This window comes from Exiguobacterium aurantiacum, assembly GCF_024362205.1.
Lineage (GTDB): Bacteria > Bacillota > Bacilli > Exiguobacteriales > Exiguobacteriaceae > Exiguobacterium > Exiguobacterium aurantiacum_B.
On sequence record NZ_CP101462.1, the window covers coordinates 974,828 to 995,598 of the forward strand.

The following is a 20,771-nucleotide window of genomic DNA, read 5'->3' on the forward strand; positions in this document are numbered from 1 at the left end:
GAATTGACTATGGAACGTACAGAACACGAATTGATTAAAGGCGGTAGCTTCGTCATCGACGCACTCGACGCGGATCGTTTATTCACACCGGAAGACTTCTCAGATGAGCACAAAATGATTGGCGACACGACGGCGAGCTTCGTCGACGACCGTGTCATGCCTGTCCTTGGCCGCATCGAGAAACACGAGTTCGATCTCTCGGTCGAACTGTTGAAAGAAGCGGGCGAGCTCGGACTCCTCGGCGCGGACGTGCCGGAAGAGTACGGCGGCTATCAGCTCGATAAAATCTCCTCATCGATCATCACGGAGCGGTTCGCCAAAGCGCGTTCATTCGCCCTCAGCTACGGCGCCCACGTCGGGATCGGGACGCTCCCGATCGTCTTCTTTGGGACAGAAGAGCAAAAGCATAAGTACTTGCCGAAGCTCGCTACCGGTGAATGGATCGCGGCGTACGCGCTCACAGAGCCAGGCTCAGGGTCGGACGCACTCGGTGCGAAAGCGACGGCCGTCTTGAACGAGGCCGGCACGCACTACGTATTGAACGGGGAGAAACAATGGATCACAAACGCTGGTTTCGCGAACGTGTTCGTCGTTTACGCGAAAATCGACGGCGACAAGTTCAGCGCCTTCATCGTCGAGCGTGACTTCAACGGTGTCTCGACAGGGGCCGAAGAACAGAAGATGGGAATCAAAGGATCATCGACACGGACGCTCATTTTAGAAGACGTCGAAGTCCCAGTCGACAACCTCCTCGGAGAAATCGGCAAAGGCCACGTCATCGCTTTCAACATCTTGAACGTCGGTCGTTATAAACTGGCGGTCGGTGCGGTCGGTTCATCGAAACGTGCGTTCGATCTTTCGGTCCAGTACGCGAACGAGCGTAAACAGTTCAAGACGCCGATCAGCCAGTTCCCGCTCATCCAAGAAAAACTAGCGACGATGGCCGCGAACATCTATGCGATGGAGAGCTCGGTCTACCGGACGGGCGGTCTGTTCCAAGACAGCCTCGACGCTCTCGGCGACGACAACATGCGTGACGGATCGAAAGTCGCCCAAGCGATCGCCGAGTATGCGATCGAATGCTCACTCAACAAAGTGTTCGCCTCGGAGACGTTCGACTACGTCGTCGACGAAGCGGTCCAAATCCACGGCGGCTACGGCTTCATGACCGAATATGAAGTCGAGAACTTGTACCGTGACTCACGCATCAACCGGATCTTCGAAGGAACGAACGAAATCAACCGTTTGATCGTGCCGGGCACGCTCCTCAAGAAAGCGATGAAAGGCGACTTGCCGCTCCTCGCAGAAGCGCAAAAGCTCCAAAAAGAGCTCATGAGCTACATGCCGCAAGAGCTCGACGGCTCACCGCTCGCACGCGAGAAGATGCTCTTGTCGAATATGAAGAAGATCAACTTGATGATCGCCGGAACGGCCGTCCAGAAATATCAGCAAAACCTCCAGAACGAGCAAGAGATCCTCGCGAAGATCGCCGACATCATCAGCGCCATCTATGCGCTTGAAGCGGCCATCGCGCGGACGGATAAAGCTATCGCCCGTACAGGCGCTGAGAAGAACGGACAGAAAGTCCGCTATACAGAAATCTTCGCCGAGCAAGTGTTCAAGCAAGTCGAACTGATGGCGAAAGAAGTGTTGTATGCGGCCGCATCGGGCGACGAGCAGCGCATGCTCTTGTCAGCGATGAAGAAGTTCAGCCGCTACCAGCCGATCAACGTCATCGGCACGAAGCGCGAAGTCGCAGCGAGCCTCATCAAAGCGAACAAATTTATCGTGTAAGCAAGCGAGAGAAAGGGTGGACCGGACGCGGTCGCCCTTTCTTTTTGATGTCCGCGAGCCGTACAATGGATACGAGGAGGGGATTGGATGAGACGTAAAGAATTATTAGAAAGAATGGATCAAATCGGCCGCTCGGTCGCCAAGCATGATGGGACGCTCATGTTACTCGCGCTCGGTTCGATCGGACTTGAGACGGACCGGCTCGATGACTATTCGGACCTCGATTTCTTTTTGATCGTCGAGGACGGCCATAAGGCACGTTTTATCGACAATTTGGACTGGCTCACGGTCGAGCCATTGGCGTACCAGTTCCAAAACACGAAAGACGGGCATAAGATTATGTACGAGGACGGCATTTACGGTGAGTTCGCCGTGTTCGAAGTCGTGGAGATGCCTGGGATCGCCTATACGCCGGGTCGTGTCGTCTGGGAACGGGATGAGGCGCTCCACGCCTTCGCGACGCCTAACGTCGTCACAGACGTCCCTGGCGCCGCGTATTGCTATGAAGAGGCGCTGACGAACCTCTATGTCGGATTGCTCCGGGAGCGACGTGGCGAGCGGATCGCCGGACATCAGCTCATCCAAGTCGCGGCGATCGATAACGTGTTGAAAGCGCACGGTGAGCTGAGCGACCCGTTCAATTCGACGCGACGGGTCGAGGTAAGGCATCCTGACGTGATCAGGCTCCTTGAGCAAGGCGTGCTCGGCTATGGGCGTTCCGTCGAGGCGGCAGCTGCGATTCTCGGTTATATCGAGGCGCGTCATCCGGTGAACGCGTCGTTGAAGCGAGAGATTGAGCGTTTGCTTGAAGCGTGAATGGTCGATTCGGAATGTGCTACATTTATAGAAGAGGTGATGAACATGGTGACACTATATGGCTATCCGCCATGCAGTACGTGTAAAAAAGCAGAGAAGTGGTTGAAAGAGAACGACGTCGAGTATACATACGTCCATATCGTCGAGGCGACACCATCGAAAGATGAACTGGCCGAACTATGGAAACAGTCGGGTCTCCCGCTCAAAAAATTCTTCAATACGAGCGGGCAAGTGTATCGGAATGAAGGCATCAAAGACAAGCTGCCAAATCTATCAGAAGACGAACAACTCGAGCTTCTCGCGAGCAATGGTATGCTTTTGAAGCGTCCAATCGTGACAGATGGTCAAAAATCAACTGTCGGATTTTCAGAAAAGTCGTTTACAGACGTTTGGGGCGAAGTGCTATAATACTCGTGTGAGTCTAATTCATTTGAGGGGGAAGTTAAGATGAGCAAAGTACCTGCCAATTTACGTTATTCAAAAGAGCACGAATGGGTTGAAGTGAACGGAAGCGTGGCCCGCATCGGCATCACGGATTTCGCACAAAGCGAACTAGGGGATATCGTCTTTGTCGAACTTCCTGAAGTCGGCGGCACGATTTTACTCGATGAGCCGTTCGGTTCGGTCGAATCGGTCAAAACCGTATCAGAGCTTTACGCTCCAATCTCTGGAAAAATCACAGCGGTGAACGAATCACTCGCCGATTCACCAGAACTCGTCAACGAAGCACCGTTCGAAGGCGCTTGGATGATCGAAGTCGAGTTGAACGACGCGTCGGACGTCGACAAGCTCATGTCAGCCGAAGAATACGAAGCAATGATTCAAGGCTAAACAAAACCCGGTTTCTCTTTACGAGAAGCCGGGTCTTTTTGATTAATCGAAGTCGAGCCGGTAATGATCAGGCTGGATGAGCGACGTCCGGTTGAAAAAACGATAGAACAGAATCCCGAGTGCGATTGGGATGAGTCCGAACAAGACGACGACGAGCATGACGTTCCAGAGCGCGAAGCCTCCCGGCATCAAATGCAAGGCGTTGACCGGACCGATGAGACCGGAGACGCCGAACCCGGCGCTGATCGGTGTGCCCTCGATGCGAAGGATCCCGGCGAGCGCTCCGAGGATGGCCGCATTGGCGAGCACCGGCAGCATCATGATCGGGCGACGGACGAAGTTCGCCATTTGAATCTTTGGTGACCCGAGGAAGTGGGCAATCGACGTTCCGGTCGCATTCATCTGCCAACCGGCGATGGCGAGGCCGAAGCCGGCGGCGACGACGCCGAGGTTGGCCGCCCCAGCCGCGACGCCTGAGAGACTGATCGCCGTGGCGATGCCGACCGTCGAAATCGGCGAGACGATGATGAGCGAGAACGCCATCGCGATCAACATGCCCATCACGACCGGCTGCAGTTCCGTCATCGTCATGATGATCGTCCCGACGTACGTCGTGATCTGTGAGATGTATGTGAGCAGGAACGCTCCGATGCCTCCGGCGACGACGATGACCGTCATCGGCAAGACGAGCACGGTGTATGTCTTCAAGCGTGGCGACAGTTGCATGACGAGGAACGTCGCGAGGGCGGCCGTCACGCCGGCCGTGATGACGTCACCGATCCCGGCCATGAGGAACACGCCTTCCTCGATGCGGATGGCGCCGCTTCCGACTTGGGTCGCGATACCGATCGTACCGGCCTCGAGCGCCGAGCGTCCGAATTGCATGGCGACGGCGACACCGATGATAACCGGTAGGAGGCGCATCGCGATCGTCGTTGCATCTAAGATGAACTGCAAGGACGGAAAATAAGGCAAGATGGCTTTCGTCAATTCACCGAGCAAGGCGCTCGGGATGAGGGCGATGAGGATGGCAAGACTGAGGCCGTTCAAGACGTTCATTAAAAATTGTTTTCCGGTAAGCTTCTCTTCCGTCATTGGGGATTCACCTGTCCTTTTCTACTGGTTTGCTGTTATGTACAAAAGCGATAAAGTTAATGACCATACTATGCCTCTTTTCAGCGAGCGTCAATACAAAATGTTGAAATGTTCAGAATTTTCCATTTGAGCACAACTTTTGAACAGATCGGTCCGCATTCATATACTTATAGAAGAGGTGAGAACAATGATTACTGACGGATTGTTATATATATACGCCCCAATGTGCGGTACATGCGCCGTGGCCGAGCGGATGCTCTCGGTCGTCGAGGCGGTCGACCCGGAATTGACTATTGAAAAACGCGATGCCAACTTTATCCCGAACGAGCTCGAGGCGTATCAAGTCATGAGCGTCCCGGCACTGTTGAAGCTGGAGAATGGCCAAGTTCGCGATCGTTTATACGCGTTTCAAAACGTTCAACACGTCCTATCTTTCGTCAAATGAGATAGGATAATTAGAATAATCTGAAAATTTTAAATAATCAGTTGACACAGAAAGTTCACGAATGATATATTCATTACAACATCTTACTTGAACACAACATAGGACGAGATTTTCCCGTCAGCAAGACGTTTTCGAACAACCGCTGCATGAGCTTACGCGATTTCAGGTGGACCGTCCCTTCGATTGTCCCCCAAAAAAATCAAGCGTCGAGACACCGGTCGTGTAATTGCATGGTCCGTTCGAAGACCGAGTGATGGTCGGGTAAAAATCCCCCATATAAGGATGAATGCTCTGATCGGGCAAAAGAGGTTCATCTATGGGTTGTCCTTCAGTGACTCAAGGTGCTACGTTCTGTGTCATCCTCGGATGGCACCTTTTTTTAATTTGTCTGAAAAAAATAGTTTGACATGAAAATAATGTGTCGCTATGATAAAGCTAATCGAAAATACAACCACTCTTATCAAGAGAGGCTGAGGGACTGGCCCTATGACGCCCAGCAACCGCGGAGCAATCCGAAATGGTGCTAATTCCAGCAAGGTGTATACCTTGGAAGATGAGAGCAATCGTTGTCCGTACCGATAAAGTACGCACGTTTGCTCAAACGTGCGTACTTTTTTTGTTGTCAGGAGGGAAATGGATTGATTCAACTACGTAATGTGGCCAAATGGTTCGACACGAAAAACGGTCGGGTCCAGGCGGTCGATGATGTGTCGCTTACTATCGAAAGCGGCGAAATTTTTGGAATAATCGGATATTCGGGGGCGGGGAAGTCGACGCTCATCCGATTGCTCAACCGACTCGAGGCACCGTCAAGCGGTGATATCGTGGTCGCCGGCAGCGAGCTGACGAAGCTCACGCCGAAGGAACTACGCGGGGTACGTAAAAACGTCTCGATGGTGTTCCAACACTTCAACCTATTATGGTCGCGCACGGTCGCTGAGAACATCAGCTTCCCGCTCGAGCTCATCGGGGTACCGGCGAGCGAGCGTAAACGTCGCGTCCAAGAACTTGTCGATCTCGTCGGCTTGGCTGGACGAGAAGACAGCTATCCGTCACAACTATCGGGCGGCCAAAAGCAGCGAGTCGGGATAGCCCGTGCGCTCGCTACGAATCCAGAAGTGCTCCTCTGCGATGAAGCGACGAGCGCCCTCGACCCGAAGACGACGGATTCGATTCTTGAACTGCTCGTCAGCATCAACAAGAAGCTCGGATTGACGATTGTCCTCATCACCCATGAGATGCACGTCATTCAAAAGATTTGTCATCGCGTCGCCGTCATGGAGGCAGGGAAGGTCGTCGAGACCGGACAAGTCGCCGACGTGTTCCAACATCCGGAACAGCCGATCACGAAAGAGTTCGTCAAACAGATCGGCGCGGTCGAAGACATGTCGCTCACGTTCGAGCACTTGAAAGCCCGTTATCCGAGCGGTCAAATCGTCAAGCTCAAGTTCTTGAATGAGACGGCCGAACAACCGATCTTATCCGAAGTGTTAAAAGGTCACGAAATTGGCTTTAACATCATCGGCGGAAAAGTGACGCAGTCACAAGTCGGTGCACTTGGAACACTGTTTATTCAATTGATTGGTGAACCAACAGAGATTGAACGTGCTATCGCCTCGATTCGATCAAAAGCAGTCGAAGTGGAGGTTGAAAACGATGTTTCCTAACGTAGATTGGGAAGTCATGATGCTAGAGACATGGAATACGCTTTACATGACTTTCGTCGCAGGTGCGGCTACTTTCGTATTTGGTCTTGGTCTTGGAATGCTTCTTTATATAACAAATGAACCGTTGATGACAAAAAATCGTTTTATCTATTCAATCGTCGGGGCTTTCGTTAACATCTTCCGTTCCGTTCCATTTATCATTTTAATTATTTTGCTCATTCCGTTCACACGAACGATTGTCGGAACCATCCTTGGTCCGACAGCGGCGCTACCAGCACTCATTATTGGTGCAGCACCGTTTTATGCCCGTATGGTTGAGCTCGCTTTACGTGAAGTTGATCGCGGGGTAATCGAAGCGGCCGAATCGATGGGTGCGACGAAATGGCAAATTATTTATAAAGTCTTATTCCCGGAAGCATTACCAGCCATCGTGTCGGGAATTACGGTTACGATTGTCGCTCTCGTTGGATATACGGCAATGGCAGGGGTAATCGGAAGTGGTGGACTTGGTACGCTAGCGTTCCTAGACGGCTTCCAACGCTCCCAAAACGACGTTACGTTCGTCGCGACCGTATTAATTTTGGTGATTGTCTTCATTATTCAATTCATCGGAGATCGTCTCGTAACAAAAATCGATAAGCGTTCCGCTTAATCAAAATCATAAAAAGAAAATTTGGAGGGGTTTTATAATGAAATCATGGAAAACAGTACTCGGATTAACAGCAGCTTCAGCACTCACAATTCTCGCGGCTTGCGGTGGGGATTCAGAATCAGGTTCGGGCGATGACAAGACGCTCGTCGTCGGCGCGTCAAACGTCCCACACGCAGAAATTTTGGAGCACGTGAAAGACGAGTATGAAGAAAAAGGTTACAAGCTTGAAATCAAAAAGTTCCAAGATTACGTCCTTCCGAACAAAACGTTAGCGGACGGAGATATTGACGCGAACTACTTCCAACACCAGCCATACCTTGATCTTCAAATGAAAGATAACAAAGACTATAAATTCGCATCTGCTGGCGGAGTTCACGTTGAGCCGATCGGTATCTATTCACAAGACTACAAGTCGCTTGATGAGCTTCCAGATGGAGGCGAAATCATCATGAGCTCGAACGTTGCCGAGCATGGACGGATGTTGACACTTCTTCAAAACGAAGGCGTGATCACACTTGCTGACGGTAAAACGACGGACGCGACAGTGGCTGACATTGTCGACAACCCTAAAAACTTGAAGTTCACAATGAACGTTGAAGCGGCACTTCTTCCACAAGCTTACAACAACGGCGAAGGCGACGCTGTTATCATCAATACAAACTATGCAATTGATGCGGGTCTTTCTCCACTTGACGATTCAATCGCACTTGAAGGTGAAGACTCACCATACGTTAACTTGATCGTTACACGTGAAGGTGAAGAGGACGATGAGCGTGTGAAAGCACTCCTTGAAGTTCTTACAACGAAAGAAACACAGGATTGGATTTTAGAGGAATATGAAGGTGCAGTTATTCCAGTGAATAACTAATCATGAAAGGGTCTGGCGTTAGCCAGACCTTTTTTGTTTTCCGTAGTCTTCTTATAGAAAGAGCAGTACACTACTAGATATAGAGAAAAAGGGGGGATCCGGATGAACATACGACACATTCATCCGCTGACGCTGGGTGTCTTATTTGGTACATTTTTTGCCCGGCTGTCGACATTTTTTGTTATGCCGTTTTTTGCGATTTATCTTGCGACGCTTGGCTTCTCGGCGAGTGTCATCGGGACGGTGTTCGCCATCTCGGCGTTATCGGGGTTGTTCATGAGCTTTTTCGGGGGGACGTTGTCTGACCGGTATGGGCGCAAACAGTTGATGCTGATCGGCATCGCCTTGAACGCGATCACGTTCACTGGTTTCGCGCTCGTCTCGGAATTATTTTGGTTTTATATCTTCTCGGTACTCATGGGCGTGTCGCGGTCGTTCCTCGAACCGGCGTCCCGTGCGCTCATCAGCGACACGACGCAGCCGGACCAGCGCGTCATCGTCTATAATGTCCGCTACTTTTTAATCAACATCGCGGCGGCGATCGGGCCACTGCTTGCGGTCGTCTTATCGCTCACCGGGGCGAAGAGTGCCTTCTTCGTCGTGACGGGCGTTTACGTGTTATACGGCCTCGTCATCTCGACGTTGTTCCGCAAGTATCCGTTCGAGGAAGGAGACGGCGTCAAGGTCCGGCCGCGCTTGACGGAGACGTTCCGTGTGTTACAACAAGATAAGACGTTCCGTTTCGTCATCATCGGGATGATCTTCGCCATCATCGGCTATAGTCAATTCAATGCGACGTTGCCGCAGTTCATCGCGTTCCATGACGGCTTCAGTGACGGCTCACGTTTGTTCGCCTATCTGTTGACGGTCAATGCGATCACCGTCCTCGTCGTCCAATATCCGATTATGCGGTTCGGGATTCGCGTGTCGCCGATCAAGTCGCTTTTCTTCGGCGTCGGGACGTTGTCGACGGGGCTTCTCCTCATCGGATTTGCGACCGAGACGTGGGTGTTGTTCATCGCGATGGTCATCTTCACGATCGGTGAGGTGCTCATGTTCACGATGACGGACGTGTTGACGGATGAATTGGCACCGGCCCATCTGCGCGGGACGTATTTCGGGGCGATGGGGTTGACGGCGCTCGGTCAGACGATCGGTCCCGTCATCGGCGGTCTGTTGCTAGATGGATTCGACAACGCCGCGCTGCCAGTGTTTGGAAGCTTGGCCGTGTTGACGGCGTGCGGCGCCTTCTTCTTCGCCGGCGCCTTGAAAGAACGGAAAGCAAGTTTGGCCTTACTCGAGGAAAAAGTTGGATAAAGTCTTGATTTCCCGATATTCTCATTCTCAACATTTATGTTTTATTGAGAATGAATAATAAGGTGAGTCGCTTGAAATAAAAAATTGCCTAGATTAAGATTAGAATATATCTAATCTACGCCAAAAATGGCGAGAAAACGGAAGGGGTATCCGAATGTCTAACGTACCACACATGAAAATTGATGACCTCCGCGTCTCAATCGAAGGAAAAGAGATCGTCAAAGGTCTTAATCTTGAAATTAAAGGTGGCGAAATTCACGCCATCATGGGTCCTAACGGGACGGGTAAATCTACACTCGCATCGGCACTTATGGGACATCCATTGTATGAAGTCACAGGCGGAAGCGTCGATTTGAACGGCGAAGACGTACTCGACATGGAAGTCGACGAGCGCGCGCAAGCCGGAATGTTCCTCGCGATGCAGTATCCTGCTGAAATCAGTGGTGTCACGAATGCCGATTTCTTGCGTTCAGCAATCAACTCGCGCCGTGAAGAAGGCCAAGAAATCTCGCTCATGAAGTTCATCCGTGAACTCGATGCGAAGATGGGCGTTCTCGAAATCCCTTCAGAAATGGCACACCGCTATTTGAACGAAGGCTTCTCAGGTGGGGAGAAAAAACGTAACGAGATTCTTCAGATGATGATGATCAAACCGAACATCGCCATCCTCGACGAGATCGACTCAGGTCTTGACATCGATGCGCTCAAAGTCGTCGCTAAAGGCGTCAACGAAATGCGCAACGAAGAGTTCGGTTGCTTGATCATCACGCACTACCAACGTCTCCTCAACTATATCGAGCCAGACTTTGTTCATATCATGATGGACGGAAAAATCGTCATGTCAGGTGGCAAAGAGCTTGCACAACGACTCGAAGCAGAAGGTTACGACTGGGTGAAGCAAGATCTTGGAATGACAGTAGACACAGAAGCGTAAGGAGGCTGTACGATGACCGTACAATTTGAATTGGATGCACAAGCAGTAGCGGCACGTGCAGAGGCGCTCGGTGGACCTTCATGGATGGTCAACCGTCGCAAAGAAGCAGCAGAACTTGCGCCGACTCTCGCCTTGCCAAAAGTTGAAAAAATCAAGATTGATAAATGGGACTTCGTCTCTGGAGACGTCGAGCTCACGAAACACGACGGCTTGACGCCTGAAATCGAAGCACTTCTTGGAGACCACCGTACAAACGTGCTCGTTGAACGCAACGGTCATGTCGTCTACAACGAACTTGCGACGCCAGAAGGTGTCCTCTTCATGGGCATCAACGAAGCGATGGAACAACATCCGGAGCTCGTCGAGAAATACTTCATGACGGAAGGTGTCCGCGTGGACGAAGAACGTTTATCTGCGTTGAACGCTGCCCTCATGAACGGTGGTGCGTTCTTATACGTACCGAAGAACGTTCAATTGAAAGACCCGCTCCAAGCCATCTTCACGATGGAACAAGCGAACGGCGCGCTCTATCATCACACGATCATCGTCGCAGACGAAGGCAGTGAATTGACGTACGTCGAGAGCTTCCTCTCGAACACGAACGAGCCGCACACGGTCAACGCCGTGACAGAAGTGTTCGCTGGTGCGAACGCGAAAGTCGTCTTCGGTGGCGTCGATCAGCTCGCTGAGTCGGCTCTCTCGTTCATGAACCGCCGCGGTGTCGTCTATGAGAACGCACGCCTCGAATGGGCACTCGGTCACATGAACGACGGCAACTCGGTCGTCGAGACGAAAACGCACCTCGTCGGAGACAACACGTTCTCAGACACGAAAGCTGTCACGATCGGTCGTGGCGCACAGAAACAAAACTTCAACATCCGGACGGACCATTTCGGGAAGTCTTCAGAAGGGTTCATCTTGATTCACGGTGTCCAAAAAGATTCGGCCACGGCCATCTTCAGCGGGACATCGATGATTCACCATGGCGCTTCAAAATCGAACGGCGTTCAAACGGAACGTGTCCTCATGTTGTCTGAGAAGGCACGTGGCGATGCTAACCCGATTCTTCTCATCGATGAGGACGACGTCATGGCAGGTCACGCCGCTTCGGTCGGACGCGTCGACGACGTACAGCTCTACTACTTGATGAGCCGCGGTCTGTCACGTAAAGAAGCCGAACGGTTGATCATTCACGGATTCTTGAACCCGGTCGTCGAGCAACTCGCGATCGAGTCGGTCAAAGACCGTCTCCGTGAAGTCATCGAAGGGAAAGTACGTTAAGATGATTGATGCCTCGATTCGTAAACAGTTCCCGATTTTAGATCAGGAAATCAACGGTCATCCGCTCGTCTATCTCGACAGCGCGGCGAGCTCCCAAAAACCGCTGGCTGTCATCGAGGCGATCGAGGATTACTATCGCCGCATCCACTCGAACGTGCACCGGGGCGTCCATACGCTCGGGACGCACGCGACGGATGCGTATGAAGGGGCGCGGGAGCGCGTCCGTTCATTCATCAACGCCGCCGTCCCGGAAGAGATCATCTTCACACGTGGGACGACGACGGCGATTAACCTCGTCGCGTCAAGCTACGGAGATGCGAACGTCGGCGCGGGGGACGAGATCGTCCTCACGCCGATGGAGCATCACGCGAACTTGATTCCATGGCAACAGCTCGCCAAGCGTAAAGGGGCCACGCTCCGTTACGTCGAATTGACGCCGGACGGTCGAGTCACGCTCGACGCGGTTCGTGCCGTCTTATCGGACCGGACGAAAATCGTCGCCATGAGCCACGTCTCGAACGTGCTCGGCACGATCAACCCGATCGCCGACGTGGCGAAGCTCGCCCATGAAAAAGGCGCGGTCATGGTCGTCGATGCGGCACAAAGCGCACCGCACCGTAAACTTGACGTGCAAGCACTCGACTGTGACTTCCTCGCCTTCTCAGGCCATAAGATGCTCGGTCCGACCGGGATCGGTGTCTTATACGGGAAGAAGCAGTTGCTCAAACACATGGAACCGGTCGAATTCGGTGGCGAGATGATCGATTACGTCGACTTGTACGAGTCGACCTGGAAAGACATCCCGTACCGGTTCGAAGCAGGGACGCCGATTATCGCCGGCGCCGTCGGTTTGGCAGCGGCCATCGACTTTTTAGAAGACCTCGGTCTCGAGAACGTCGAAGCCCACGAACGGGCGCTCGCGACGTACGCCATCGAACAGATGCGGACGATCGAAGGAATCCAAATCTTCGGGCCAGAGGAACGGGTCGGACTCGTCACGTTCAACTTAGGTGACGTGCACGCCCACGACTTAGCGACCGTCTTGGATATGCAAGGCATCGCGGTCCGGGCCGGCCACCACTGTGCCCAGCCGCTCATGCGTCTCCTGAAGCAATCATCGACAGCCCGAGCGAGCTTCTACTTGTACAACACGAAAGAAGAAGTCGACCGCTTCATCGAAGGGCTACGTCAAACGAAGGAGTATTTCAATTATGAGTTTTAACAATCTCGACATGTTGTACCGACAGGTCATCATGGATCATTATAAAAACCCAAGAAACCGTGGCGTCATCGAAGATGGCGTGACGGTCGACTTGAACAACCCGACATGCGGGGATTCACTCCGACTCCAACTCCAAGTCGAGGACGGAATCGTGAAAGATGCCAAGTTCGAAGGTGAAGGCTGTTCAATCAGTCTCGCGTCGGCATCGATGATGACTCAAATCGTGAAGGGCAAATCTGTTGACGAGGCACTCCAATTGGCCACCATTTTCTCGGAGATGGTCCAAGGGAAAGACTATGATACAGACACGTTCGACCTAGGCGACATCGAAGCGTTGTCTGGCGTCTCAAAGTTTCCGGCTCGCATCAAGTGCGCCACGCTCGCGTGGAAAGCGCTTGAAAAGGGAGTCGACGAGGAAGCGTAAGTAGAAGGAGGAGACCGATATGGCGAAAAACATGCCTGACATTGGCGATTATAAATATGGCTTCCATGACCGAGACATCTCGATTTTCCGTTCAGGCCGCGGCTTGACGAATGAAATCGTAGAGACAATCTCGCGCATGAAAGAAGAACCGGCATGGATGCTCGAGTTCCGTTTGAAATCACTTGAACAGTTCCGCAAAATGCCGATGCCGACATGGGGTGGCGATCTCACGGCACTCGATTTCGATGAGATCACGTATTATGTCAAACCGTCTGAAAAGACAGAGCACTCGTGGGACGAGGTTCCTGAAGAAATCAAACGTACGTTTGACAAGCTCGGAATCCCGGAAGCGGAGCAAAAATACTTGGCAGGCGTCTCGGCTCAGTATGAGTCTGAAGTCGTCTATCACAGCATGCAAGAAGACTTCGAAGCGAAAGGTGTCGTTTTCAAAGATACAGACACGGCGCTTAAAGAAAATGAAGACCTCTTCCGTGAGTATTTCGGAAAATTGATTCCGCCGACGGACAACAAGTTCTCGGCACTCAACTCGGCTGTTTGGTCAGGTGGTTCGTTCATCTACGTACCAAAAGGCGTGAAGCTCGAGCAACCGCTCCAAGCTTATTTCCGCATCAACTCGGAGAACATGGGTCAGTTCGAGCGGACGCTCATCATCGTCGACGAGGGCGCATCTGTCCATTACGTCGAAGGATGTACAGCACCGGTCTACACGACGAACTCACTTCACTCAGCGGTCGTTGAGATCTTCGTCAACAAAGACGCGTACTGCCGATATACGACGATCCAAAACTGGGCGAACAACGTCTATAACTTGGTCACGAAGCGTGCCGTCTGTGAAGCGGGTGGATCGATGGAGTGGATCGATGGTAACATCGGTTCGAAACTCACGATGAAATACCCAGCCGTCATCTTAAAAGGTGAAGGCTCGCGCGGTATGACGCTCTCGATCGCTCTCGGCGGTAAAGGGCAGCACCAAGACGCCGGCGCGAAAATGATTCACCTCGCACCGAACACGTCATCGTCAATCGTCTCGAAGTCGATTTCGAAACAAGGCGGAAAAGTCTCGTATCGCGGTATCGTCCACTTCGGCCGTAAAGCGAAAGGCGCACGTTCGAACATCGAATGTGACACGCTCATCATGGACAACGAGTCGACGTCGGACACGATCCCGTACAACGAGATCTTGAACGACCAAGTCTCGCTCGAGCACGAAGCAAAAGTCTCAAAAGTGTCAGAAGAGCAACTCTTCTACCTCATGAGCCGCGGAATCTCGGAAGAAGAAGCGACGGAAATGATCGTCATGGGCTTCATCGAGCCGTTCACGAAAGAATTGCCAATGGAATATGCCGTCGAAATGAACCGTCTCATCAAGTTCGAGATGGAAGGATCGATCGGGTAATCTATTCATGTAACCAGCGAAGCGTAGCTTCGCTGGTTTTTTGTATAATCAAATGAGGAGGTGCGTGTCGAGTGAAGCGATTTCAGTTAAAGAGCAAAACATTAATGGCGTTCATGCATCAGCTTCTTGTGCGGTGTCCTCGATGTGAGCAGCGCGCCGACATAATCGTTCATGAAGAGGTACGTCTTAGTTGTCTGGCCTGTGGGTACGTACGGATGTATTCGGATCAAGGCATACGGGTGGAAAGAGGCGCCCACGATCCTTTCTTTAGACTTCCACTTTATTTACAGACGAACTGCTGTGGTCATATCCTATGGGCTTATAACCAGGAGCACCTCGCGTATATGAGACAGTACGTGGAAGCAGATATTCGGACGAGCGACGGCGCGAACCGAAGTATGGAGAGTCGCTTGCCCAAGTGGATGAAGCAAAAACAGAATCGAGAAGACGTGTCGCGGGCAATCAAGCGCTTAGAGATCGTATATGAGAAGGGATAAACCGGGATGGACCGACAAAAACGGCTACATGAAATTGAAAAGCGGCAATTGACATCGGTGATGAATAAAACAAAATGGGAGGGACTGAGAAGAGCGGTGGCACCTACATTCTTATCTAATGCCCCTTATCAAATCAAATGCGTATTGGAAGACACACCAAGTCCTGAATTTTTATCGAAGACGGCTGATCTCTCAAGTGATTGGGATGATGGCTTCCCCTATCCTACCGCTTCAATCGAATGGATGCGGGTTCTACCTATAGTCAAAGAAGCTCGTGGTTCTATCATGGAACCAGAGATTCATGATGTAACCGATGAATTTCATCACATATTGAGACGACTAAAGATACCTTTTGTAATGGAAGGTGAGATTATTTGTATTTTTGGTTATGTTCGAGATACGGGGATTTTCGAAAGAGGGGAGAATTAAAACATGTATGAAGATATAGGTGGCGGACGAGTCGAAATCACGGACCGGTTAACGGAGCCAGAAGTACTTGAACTCATACAGTTGGAAACCCTGCACACGATTCAATTCTCTGATGTTGTATCACAAGAAACGTTTATGTTATTAGAAGCGCATCTCTTTTCAAAACGTGATGACATCGTGTTGCGTGCACATAGCTTTGATTTTGCACGGTGCGACTTATCTAATCTTGCGTATGTCCCGTCAGTAAGAAGGTTATATGTGGACGTTGATCGTAGAATAACGAATTTAAACGTCATTCATCAGCTTCGTTCGTTAACTGAACTCGTGTTATGTGTCTATCGATTAGAAAGTTTAGACATTTTAGACGGTGTGACAGATCACCTGATTGACCTCTCAATCGGGGCGACGAAGTCGACGAAGCCCGATTTATCGGTGATTAGTCGATTCTCGAGACTAAAACGTTTGCGCATAGAAGGACATACGAAAGGCATCGATGTGTTGAGGAGACTCCCTCAATTAGAAGAGCTGACGTTACGGTCGGTACGATTACATAACTTTTCTTGTTTAGGCGGTCTTGAAAAACTGACAACACTGAACATCCTATTAGGCGGGACACGCGATTTGACGGCACTTTCCGCATTAAAAGCGCTACAACATTTGGGGTTGCGGCACATTCGGGAATTAGAAGATTTATCCGTCATTTCTGAATTGCTCGAGTTGCGAACACTTCATTTACAGTCGCTTCGTCGTGTTCAACAATTACCTGATGTTAGTAAACTTTATCACTTGAAAAGAATAGAAATCGAACATTTACAAGGCCTGATCGATCTTTCAAGCTTAGGTGAAGCACCTTCGTTACGACAATTTTCCCATTTTTCTGCGAAGCATATGCAATTCAAAGATTATGTACCTCTTTTAGAAAACCCGATTGTGGAGGAAGTAGTGGTCGATTTTGGTAGCGTGCGTCGGAATGACGAATTTACAGAAATGATGAACCAGTACGGGAAGGTTGAGATCAGTGATTGGGATTAACGCATTCTAGCATATGGCGAGTACGAGAGGATTCAAAAATATGGTATATTTGAATAAAATTGAACACATACATTCAAAGAAAGTCAGGTGAAGCCATGCAACTCTCCATCCGAGCTACAGGCGAACATGTAGAAGTCTTGTCCTATTTGCTTGCTAAAAATCCAAACAATATATATGAACGCACTGAAAACGGTCATCTCGTCCGGATGTTCTTTAACCGCTTTGAGGCTGAACATGTAGACGTCACATTTTTCGTAACGCCCGACCCAATCGAACTTTCACGTAACAATGCTGGCCAATACGATATTACTTCATACATAAATGACCGAGAATTTGCCGTCAGCAGTATTTTTTGCTCGTTATTACGAACGGCCCTCGGCACGGCGCTCAACGGTAAACCAAAACCAGAATATGCGGAATGGGTCAATCATTCGTTTCCGTTACACATTTCTGTTGGGCCGATTGCGAGTGCATTAAGTGATGGAGCCATTCGTGAGTTGTTCGAACCACTCGGTTATCAGGTGGAGTTCGTCTATAGCGAGACAACCGACGATTTAGATTTAACGAAGAAACACTCTGCCCGAATGCTACAATTGTCAGGCATGACGACACTTCAATCGGCATTGCGACAATTGTATGTTTTGATTCCTGTCATGGACAATTATAAGCATTATTTTATCGATGAAAAAGAAATTGAAAAACTCAAACGTTACGGGGAAGGATGGTTAGATTCTCATCCACAACGTACATATATTTTGAAACAAGCATTGCGCTTCAAAGACGTATATCGTCTCTTAGAAGAGGAGCCAGCAGCTAAAGTACAAAAAGCGGATCACCAGCGGTTGAACGACCTGCGTTATGAGGCGATCATCGGAAAAGTGAGCGCCTTACCAGAGCGTCGTGTCGTCATTGATATGGGTGCCGGAGAAGGGAAGCTTGCGAGCAAACTTGGTTTTGTGCCTGGGATTGAACTGATTTATGCGGTCGAACCGTCTGAGCGTGAGCGACTGAAGGCATTAAAACGTTATGAAAAAAATGCCGAAGATAAAACATTTAATCAACCGGTGTCGATGTTCGGTTCGTTGTTTTATGTGGATGACCGATTACGCGGAGCAGACGTCTTCATTCTTTGTGAGGTCATCGAACATATTGATGAAAGTCGTATTCCTAAGATGATGGCCACACTTCTCGATACGTACCGACCGAAGTCGCTCTTCGTGACGACACCAAATCGAGAGTATAACGAGGAGTATGGGCTCGATTCGTCATATCGACACCCGGATCACCGCTTCGAGTGGACGAGGTCAGAGTTTATGTCTTTTTGTGAGACGCAAGCAGAGTTGTTCGGTTACTCGTGTACGTTCAGTGGGATAGGCGAAAACCATCCGACGTTTGGAGAGCCGACTCAACTCGCCGAGTTTACAAGAAAGCAGGTGTTATAATGCGGATTCAACTTCCTTATGCGGGAATTGTATTATTAGTCGGACCGTCTAATAGCGGAAAGTCGACATGGCTCAAACAATTAATCGAAGACGAAACGATTCGTCCGAGCGAAGTCGTCAGTTCGGATGATTACCGGAAACTTGTCGGGGATGTCGAGCATATCGATTGGAAAGGACATCCGCCGGACGAAGCTGACACGCTTTATGAAGCGTATCAAGACATATCCACAGAGGCGTTTGCGCTGATGACTTCACTCATCGAAGCAAGGGCGCGACTCAATAAACTGACGATAATCGACGCGACACACCTCTATGCGTCTGACCGTAAAACTTATATCGAATTGGCACGACGGTTGCATCAACCTATCTACGCGCTAGTCTTAGACGTCGAACAACACACATTACTTGAGCGTGATCAACAACGCGATTTCCCTCGTGGGGGGCGACGTGTAAAACAACAAGTTCAAGTGTTCAATCGGGAAAAGCGCTCGATGAAACGCGAAGGATTCGATCAAGTCCACGTCATCGCGAACGTAGATGAAGTCGACCTAACGCGTCAGATGAACAACCGGCTTCATCTATCGACAGACGATGGAATTGATGTGATTGGGGACATTCACGGATGCTTCGACGAGTTTATCGAATTGCTCGAACGCTTAGGATACATCCAAAACGAAGAAGGGTTATACGTACATCCAGAAGGACGAACCTTCTTGTCACTTGGAGATATTATGAGTCGCGGTCCGAAGTCACTTGACACCATTTTGTTCTTCATCCGGCACGTCGAAGCGGGTGTTGCGAAAATGATTGATAGTAATCATGGTTGGAAAGTGTTGCGCTGGCTCGAAGGACGAAACGTTACGATGAAGCATGGGGATGAGCTATTTGTGGAAGAACTCCATGCATTCGAAGAGGAGAATGGCGCAGAATTAACGGAGGCGTTAAAGTCTTCAATGAAGCGCCTGCTAAAACATGCACCCTCTCACTATGTTCTGACCAAGCACGATATTCCGACAGCGGTCTGTGTCCATGCCGGTATTCGAGACGAGTTCATTGGTAAGTCCTCTCGAGAGATTAGTGATTTTTGTCGCTACGGTGACAATGATGGATTTGATGACGCAGGTAAGCCGATTCGAAAAGATTGGACGGTGCATCATCGCTCGAACAAGTTAATCATTTGGGGACACGATCCGCGTCCACGTCCACTACGTCTCAATCAAACCATTAATATCGATCAAGGTGTGGTTTTTGGTGGGCGCTTGACGGCATTTCGTTATCCGGAACAAACCATCGTTCAAGTGGAAGCAAACCAAGATTATGCACAAGTCGATGACAATCCGCTCGCGATGCTAGAAGCGAAACGATTAGACCCACCAAATATCGGGAAGTTTATGAATGGCTATACGGTAGAAACGGAAGCCATCGGTGCAGTAAAGGTCTCGAAAGAAACAGCATTACCGTCCATTGATCTCGTATCACATCATACCGTCCCACTTGAAGAGTTGGTTTACATTCCACCGACGATGAGCCCGACACCGAAGCCAGCTGCTGAGGAGGGTTATCTCGAGCACCCAAACGAAGCGATTGCCTATTATCGAGAACTTGGGATTACGCGACTGATTGCTGAGAAAAAGCATATGGGGAGTCGTGCAATTCTACTTCTATTTAAGAATGAGGATGCTGCAGAGCAAGCGATTGGCCGACGAACGAAGGGGATCATTTATACGCGTTCAGGTAGACGGTTCTTTGAATCTGAACAGGAGCTTGAAGTCGTTACGCGACTTCATCAGTCGTTGACATCAAACGATTACTTCACGTCGCATCAAACAGAGTTTGTCTTACTTGATGCCGAAATCCTGCCTTGGAATTTGAAAGCGAGAGAGTTGATTCGTCATCAGTATGCTCACGTCGCTGAGCAAGCGTTACTCGATCGAGAGCAATTAAAACGTTCGCTCGAGTCAGCTGTAGACCGTGTGGATGGCGTTCGTGAATGGTATAGAGAAGTGAGTCAAAAGCTGGAACAAGCAGAGACATTTAAACAGGCGTTTCAAACGTATTGTTGGGACGTTGAAAATCTTAACGCGATTAATATTGCACCTTTCCATGTGTTGGCACATAGCGAAGAAACGTTTTTTGATAAGACGCATGAATGGCATATGACCATGAATCAGAGATTTTCAGAAATGGATGAACTGTTTTTAGCGACCGATTATAGAATCATTGAAGATGCCGAGACTGAAACTGATGTGATTGAATGGTGGAAAACGATGACTGAAGACGGTCACGAGGGGATCGTCATTAAACCAGAGCGGTTTTTGACGCAAGTTGAAGGGAAACTGATTCAACCTGCGATCAAAGTACGTGGTCGGAAGTACTTATCCATCATCTATGGAATGGATTATTTAGAACCTGACAACTTGAAGCGATTAAAGAAACGGAACGTCTCGAAGAAACAAAAGCTCGCCTTGCGTGAATTTGCACTTGGGATAGAAGGTGTGAAACGTTTTGTGGAGCGAGAATCTCTCGAAAGGTATCATGAATGCGTTCTGGCGACACTTGCGATGGAAGCCGAGCCAGTTGATCCAAGACTATAAAGATTAGGGAGGTA

Annotated in this window: 20 protein-coding genes and 1 riboswitch; of the genes, 19 read left to right on the forward strand and 1 reads right to left on the reverse strand. The window is 50.1% G+C overall.

The features are described from left to right. Positions 1–9 precede the first annotated feature (9 nt). From NMQ00_RS05095 to gcvH, 4 genes are all read left to right on the forward strand, one after another. Positions 10–1,794, forward strand: a complete 1,785-nt coding sequence (locus NMQ00_RS05095) for an acyl-CoA dehydrogenase family protein (protein WP_255178216.1) — start codon at positions 10–12, stop codon at positions 1,792–1,794. Between the two features lie 87 nt (positions 1,795–1,881). Next, the gene (locus NMQ00_RS05100; RefSeq protein WP_255178217.1) at positions 1,882–2,610 is read left to right on the forward strand and encodes a hypothetical protein; all 729 of its coding nucleotides are present in this window, start codon (positions 1,882–1,884) and stop codon (positions 2,608–2,610) included. A 45-nt stretch (positions 2,611–2,655) separates the two neighbouring features. Next, positions 2,656–3,018, forward strand: a complete 363-nt coding sequence (locus NMQ00_RS05105) for an arsenate reductase family protein (RefSeq protein WP_255178218.1) — start codon at positions 2,656–2,658, stop codon at positions 3,016–3,018. Between the two features lie 39 nt (positions 3,019–3,057). After that, a complete protein-coding gene (gcvH, locus tag NMQ00_RS05110; protein ID WP_021065488.1) occupies positions 3,058–3,441 on the forward strand; it encodes a glycine cleavage system protein GcvH in 384 nt (127 codons plus the stop codon). Positions 3,442–3,483: 42 nt separating this feature from the next. On the opposite strand, the gene NMQ00_RS05115 is transcribed toward gcvH, so the two are convergent. Further along, positions 3,484–4,536, reverse strand: coding sequence for a PTS sugar transporter subunit IIC (locus NMQ00_RS05115; protein WP_255178219.1), 1,053 nt, complete (start codon positions 4,534–4,536; stop codon positions 3,484–3,486). A gap of 187 nt (positions 4,537–4,723) precedes the next feature. On the opposite strand from NMQ00_RS05115, the gene NMQ00_RS05120 reads away from it, so the two are divergent. From NMQ00_RS05120 to NMQ00_RS05190, 15 genes are all read left to right on the forward strand, one after another. Then, a complete protein-coding gene (locus NMQ00_RS05120; protein WP_255178220.1) occupies positions 4,724–4,981 on the forward strand; it encodes a thioredoxin family protein in 258 nt (85 codons plus the stop codon). Between the two features lie 454 nt (positions 4,982–5,435). After that, positions 5,436–5,541: riboswitch (SAM riboswitch) on the forward strand. 78 nt (positions 5,542–5,619) lie between these two features. Further along, positions 5,620–6,648: a methionine ABC transporter ATP-binding protein gene (locus NMQ00_RS05125; protein ID WP_255178221.1), complete on the forward strand. Its 1,029-nt coding sequence runs from the start codon at positions 5,620–5,622 to the stop codon at positions 6,646–6,648. Further along, on the forward strand, positions 6,638–7,300 hold the full coding sequence (locus NMQ00_RS05130) for a methionine ABC transporter permease (protein WP_255178222.1): 663 nt from the start codon (positions 6,638–6,640) through the stop codon (positions 7,298–7,300). The genes NMQ00_RS05125 and NMQ00_RS05130 overlap by 11 nt, the downstream gene beginning before the upstream one ends. Positions 7,301–7,337: 37 nt before the next feature. Continuing rightward, a complete protein-coding gene (locus NMQ00_RS05135) occupies positions 7,338–8,168 on the forward strand; it encodes a MetQ/NlpA family ABC transporter substrate-binding protein (protein ID WP_255178223.1) in 831 nt (276 codons plus the stop codon). A 102-nt stretch (positions 8,169–8,270) separates the two neighbouring features. Beyond that, positions 8,271–9,485 carry an MDR family MFS transporter gene (locus NMQ00_RS05140; protein ID WP_255178224.1) on the forward strand — a complete coding sequence of 405 codons (1,215 nt, stop codon included), beginning with the start codon at positions 8,271–8,273 and terminating at the stop codon, positions 9,483–9,485. A 172-nt stretch (positions 9,486–9,657) separates the two neighbouring features. Then, positions 9,658–10,419 (forward strand): Fe-S cluster assembly ATPase SufC, encoded by a 762-nt coding sequence (gene sufC, locus NMQ00_RS05145; protein WP_255178681.1) that lies wholly within the window; start codon positions 9,658–9,660, stop codon positions 10,417–10,419. 12 nt (positions 10,420–10,431) lie between these two features. Then, positions 10,432–11,700: a Fe-S cluster assembly protein SufD gene (sufD, locus tag NMQ00_RS05150; protein ID WP_255178225.1), complete on the forward strand. Its 1,269-nt coding sequence runs from the start codon at positions 10,432–10,434 to the stop codon at positions 11,698–11,700. Position 11,701: 1 nt separating this feature from the next. Beyond that, complete coding sequence (locus NMQ00_RS05155) at positions 11,702–12,922, forward strand: cysteine desulfurase (RefSeq protein ID WP_255178226.1); 1,221 nt, start codon at positions 11,702–11,704, stop codon at positions 12,920–12,922. After that, positions 12,912–13,346 (forward strand): Fe-S cluster assembly sulfur transfer protein SufU, encoded by a 435-nt coding sequence (gene sufU, locus NMQ00_RS05160; protein WP_024372279.1) that lies wholly within the window; start codon positions 12,912–12,914, stop codon positions 13,344–13,346. The genes NMQ00_RS05155 and sufU overlap by 11 nt, the downstream gene beginning before the upstream one ends. Before the next feature lie 19 nt (positions 13,347–13,365). Continuing rightward, complete coding sequence (gene sufB / locus NMQ00_RS05165) at positions 13,366–14,763, forward strand: Fe-S cluster assembly protein SufB (protein ID WP_034778439.1); 1,398 nt, start codon at positions 13,366–13,368, stop codon at positions 14,761–14,763. 344 nt (positions 14,764–15,107) lie between these two features. Further along, complete coding sequence (locus tag NMQ00_RS05170) at positions 15,108–15,260, forward strand: hypothetical protein (RefSeq protein ID WP_255178227.1); 153 nt, start codon at positions 15,108–15,110, stop codon at positions 15,258–15,260. 6 nt (positions 15,261–15,266) lie between these two features. Then, positions 15,267–15,689 carry a DUF6678 family protein gene (locus NMQ00_RS05175; RefSeq protein WP_255178228.1) on the forward strand — a complete coding sequence of 141 codons (423 nt, stop codon included), beginning with the start codon at positions 15,267–15,269 and terminating at the stop codon, positions 15,687–15,689. 3 nt (positions 15,690–15,692) lie between these two features. After that, positions 15,693–16,721, forward strand: coding sequence for a leucine-rich repeat domain-containing protein (locus NMQ00_RS05180; RefSeq protein ID WP_255178229.1), 1,029 nt, complete (start codon positions 15,693–15,695; stop codon positions 16,719–16,721). A 95-nt stretch (positions 16,722–16,816) separates the two neighbouring features. Further along, the gene (locus NMQ00_RS05185) at positions 16,817–18,163 is read left to right on the forward strand and encodes a 3' terminal RNA ribose 2'-O-methyltransferase Hen1 (RefSeq protein WP_255178230.1); all 1,347 of its coding nucleotides are present in this window, start codon (positions 16,817–16,819) and stop codon (positions 18,161–18,163) included. Beyond that, on the forward strand, positions 18,163–20,757 hold the full coding sequence (locus NMQ00_RS05190) for a polynucleotide kinase-phosphatase (protein WP_255178231.1): 2,595 nt from the start codon (positions 18,163–18,165) through the stop codon (positions 20,755–20,757). The genes NMQ00_RS05185 and NMQ00_RS05190 overlap by 1 nt, the downstream gene beginning before the upstream one ends. Positions 20,758–20,771: the final 14 nt, after the last annotated feature.